The organism is Mesorhizobium sp. M7A.F.Ca.ET.027.02.1.1, assembly GCF_004022985.1.
GTDB lineage: Bacteria > Pseudomonadota > Alphaproteobacteria > Rhizobiales > Rhizobiaceae > Mesorhizobium.
The window spans coordinates 1-3,084 of sequence record NZ_RZOL01000559.1 but is presented as its reverse complement, the minus strand read 5'-3'; the positions used below and the strand labels follow the sequence as shown (position 1 = coordinate 3,084).

3 protein-coding genes and 1 pseudogene are annotated in these 3,084 nt (G+C 55.4%); all 4 read right to left on the bottom strand.

What is annotated here, in order from left to right; translation table 11 throughout:
• Window positions 1-304: 304 nt before the first annotated feature.
• A pseudogene (locus tag EN749_RS39675) lies at window positions 305-438 on the bottom strand (aspartate 1-decarboxylase); the annotation flags it as partial.
• A 356-nt stretch (window positions 439-794) separates the two neighbouring features.
• The gene (locus tag EN749_RS33330) at window positions 795-1,475 is read right to left on the bottom strand and encodes a class I SAM-dependent methyltransferase (protein WP_128364759.1); all 681 of its coding nucleotides are present in this window, start codon (window positions 1,473-1,475) and stop codon (window positions 795-797) included.
• Between the two features lie 235 nt (window positions 1,476-1,710).
• The gene (locus EN749_RS33325) at window positions 1,711-2,037 is read right to left on the bottom strand and encodes a LysR family transcriptional regulator (protein ID WP_245491552.1); all 327 of its coding nucleotides are present in this window, start codon (window positions 2,035-2,037) and stop codon (window positions 1,711-1,713) included.
• A 77-nt stretch (window positions 2,038-2,114) separates the two neighbouring features.
• Window positions 2,115-3,084 (bottom strand): methyltransferase domain-containing protein (locus EN749_RS33320; RefSeq protein WP_210214749.1); only part of this gene is annotated, 970 nt, incomplete at its 5' end.

Sequence of the window (3,084 nt, the reverse complement as noted above, 5' to 3'; positions counted from 1 at the left end):
AGATAGCCGTACTGAGTTGGGTCAGCCGACAGGGTAACTGGATGAAGCCCAAGACGCTGGGCCGCTTTCACGTATAGCAGACCAATACTCCTGTGCCCTTCAAGCAGGACGAGTGCTCTTCTTGTCATTGCTATTGACTCTCCTTGCGAGCTGTGCCGCGGTGCGAGCGTGAATCGGCGTCGGCCTTTCGTGTGCCTAGCGTCGTGCTTTGCGGTGAAGGTACCATGCTCAGCGATCTGTGATCGCAAAGAGTCCGTAAACTTACTTGAAGGTATTGTTGCAATCTTTTCGTTGCCGGCCGAGCATGTGTTTCCTGACCGAACGTAACGATCCGCGGCCTCAGCGAGGTAATATGCGCTTGACGCAGGTAGACGGAGTTGCTGACAATGATCTGGTCGTCGGCTGGCAGGTGCGGGCCGGCGCTCCGTTGAGGCACCGACCCTATCTTGCCATGCGCGTCCACAGGCATTGCCGCCTTCGGATGCCGGCGCCGCTTTGCCACTGGGCTGCAGTCGACACACTCGAAAGTAGTTTTGGGACCCTGTTGCGAGGGAGCATTTCGTTACGGCCGAGCGCTGATCCCGTAGAGAAGCATGACCCCAGTCGAAGCGGAAGCTCGACAAGCGCTTGACTTCAACCTGTTGAATAAAGAAGCGACCCTATCGCGCGAAAAGGGCGGGCCACCGATCTCCGATCCGGGACATGACGTCTGATGTTCTTCAAGCGACCCGCAGATTCGCACTACCCGTCGGCGATCAAGCCTATAGCAATACGCAATCACCCTGACCGCCCATTTACTTGTGCGCGACGACGACTAGGCGCGGACCATAGGATGTAAACTCTCCGCCTTCCTGCCCATAGGCTTCAACAGAATCGAACGCCGCGCTCCGCAACATGCGAACGCATTCGGAAAACCCATATTGTCTGATAGAAATACGCATGCGTCTCACACAACCACCACGGACGACGATCCTATCGCAGTTTCGACGATCGGTCAGCGCGTCGTTGTTGACGATATCGATTCTTAGATCATTGTCGCGCTGCACGATGTCGTAGGTAGGCGACTGCTCGCGCAGCAAATAGAAGCGATTCATCAGATCGATTAGCAGACGCCCGCCCTTTCGAAGTGAAGCAGCGGCTTCATGAAGGACCCTCTCATTATCAGCTTCATCGAAATAGCCAAACGTCGTGTACCACAGAAAGGCCGCGTCAAACCGATCTCGCCACCGGAGTGAGCGCATATCCCCACGAATATACTCAACGTCTACCCGGCGTTCAGCCGCATCCGCTTCGGCCTTTTTCAGCAAGATCGGCGAGATATCCAAGCCGGTTACCCGCGCTCCCTTTTCCGCCAACCGGTTGGTAATTCGCCCATAACCGCATCCGAGTTCAAGAACTGAGTTGCCGGGCCCAAGCGAAAGAAGCTTCCAAATTGCTTCTACTTCTCGATCACTTCTCTCTGGCGGATTGGCCAAATCGGAAAATGATTATGTTATATTCCGTGTTCAACGCCGGTCTCCTTTAGTTTATGCCAATCTCCTCTGAAGATAGTCAGTTCAACGTCTACAGTGTTGCATCCTATCCCGCCAATTAAAAGTAAAAGATATGTTATTGTTTTTTACGTTTGACACATAGCCGGGCCCCCGGTGACCACGAAGCGGCACATGGGGAATTCCGGCGCGGCTCAGGACCTCGTCCCAGCCGGCCCAGTCAGGTTCGATCCATTCGACGTGCAGGAGTGGCAGTTCGGGAATAGTCGCGGCGTGTAATGATACTCACGACTTCCGACGCCCGTGCAGAGCTGCTTGCGAGCAACCTATAGAGGTCTTCACCAGCACTGGTAAGCACGACGTCAGAGCCAGGCCCTACAATCAGCCGAACGCCAAGTTCCCCCTCAATGGCTTTGATCTGCCGACGGATCTCTCCCGATGTCATTTCTAGCTCGGAAGCCGCAAGCTTGAACGACAAATGGCGTGCCGATGCCTCGAATACCTCAAGCGCGGTCAGGGACGGGATATCATAATGGAAATGGATCATTGAGCACTCCAATAGAGGGCTACGACCAGGCAGAAGAAGCAGAAGCCGGGCCTTGATGGGGCCAACGATATTGTGTTTCACACCCGTCGACCGCTCCCGACCAATGCATTGCGCGTTATGCGCGCTTCGAATTCACCGTGGGAGGTTTGTGTCACGACGACCCCGAAATACTCATCAAGGAGGGCGAGCACGCGCTGCGTGTGGCTCCGGAGCTTCTCTAGCCCATACATCTTCACGACGTATTCGGCTAACAGTTGGAGAGCGCTCTCTTCGTCTTCTCCGTGGAAGACGAATGGGTCTGTGATTCGCTGGACAGTCACGTCATCGAACTGCGCAGCAGCGAACAGATCGAGCACCTCGCCTGCGGTAAAATGAGGATAGTCATGCGGGGTCACGGAATGAGTTGACACCACGTCAGCGAACCAGCGAGCAGTGGGGGAGCCCTCTTCAAAGTCATGAAGAACAAAGATGCCACCTGGCCGGAGAATTCGTGCAGCCGCCCGGACAGCAGTGGCGCGCTCAGCGCGCGGGATGTGGTGCGTGCCGTAAGCCATCAGCACACCATCCACCGATCCATCTTTTATCCAGAACGGATCGGTCGCGCCCTGCCAGGTCGCAAACAGGCCGTCTCGGATGCAACGGTCCACCATGAACTGTGAGACGTCAGAGTTGATGAAACTTGGGCAGCGCGCCGCACCCAAGAGCTGGTGCGCTACCTTGTTCACGTAGCCGTCACCAGCGAGAAGATCGCAGAAGATCAGTGATGAACACAGTCCGTCGCGACCATTGGGGTGCATTTTTCCCAGTAGATCCATCACACCCTCCGATCGTGCCAGCAGGGACAGTTGGATGCTATCGAGGTAATCCGAACCACGCCCTTCGGGGGTGAACTCGTTGCGCGACAGTTTGGCAAGGCAGTCGAATGACTCTCTAGCGATTCGGGGCTCGATGGCCTTGAAGGCTACCGGGTTTATTTTTTCCAACTGGGAGAGGTGCGAATCGATACTATTGGGAAACATTGTGTTCTCCATAGAACCTGTTCTTGGT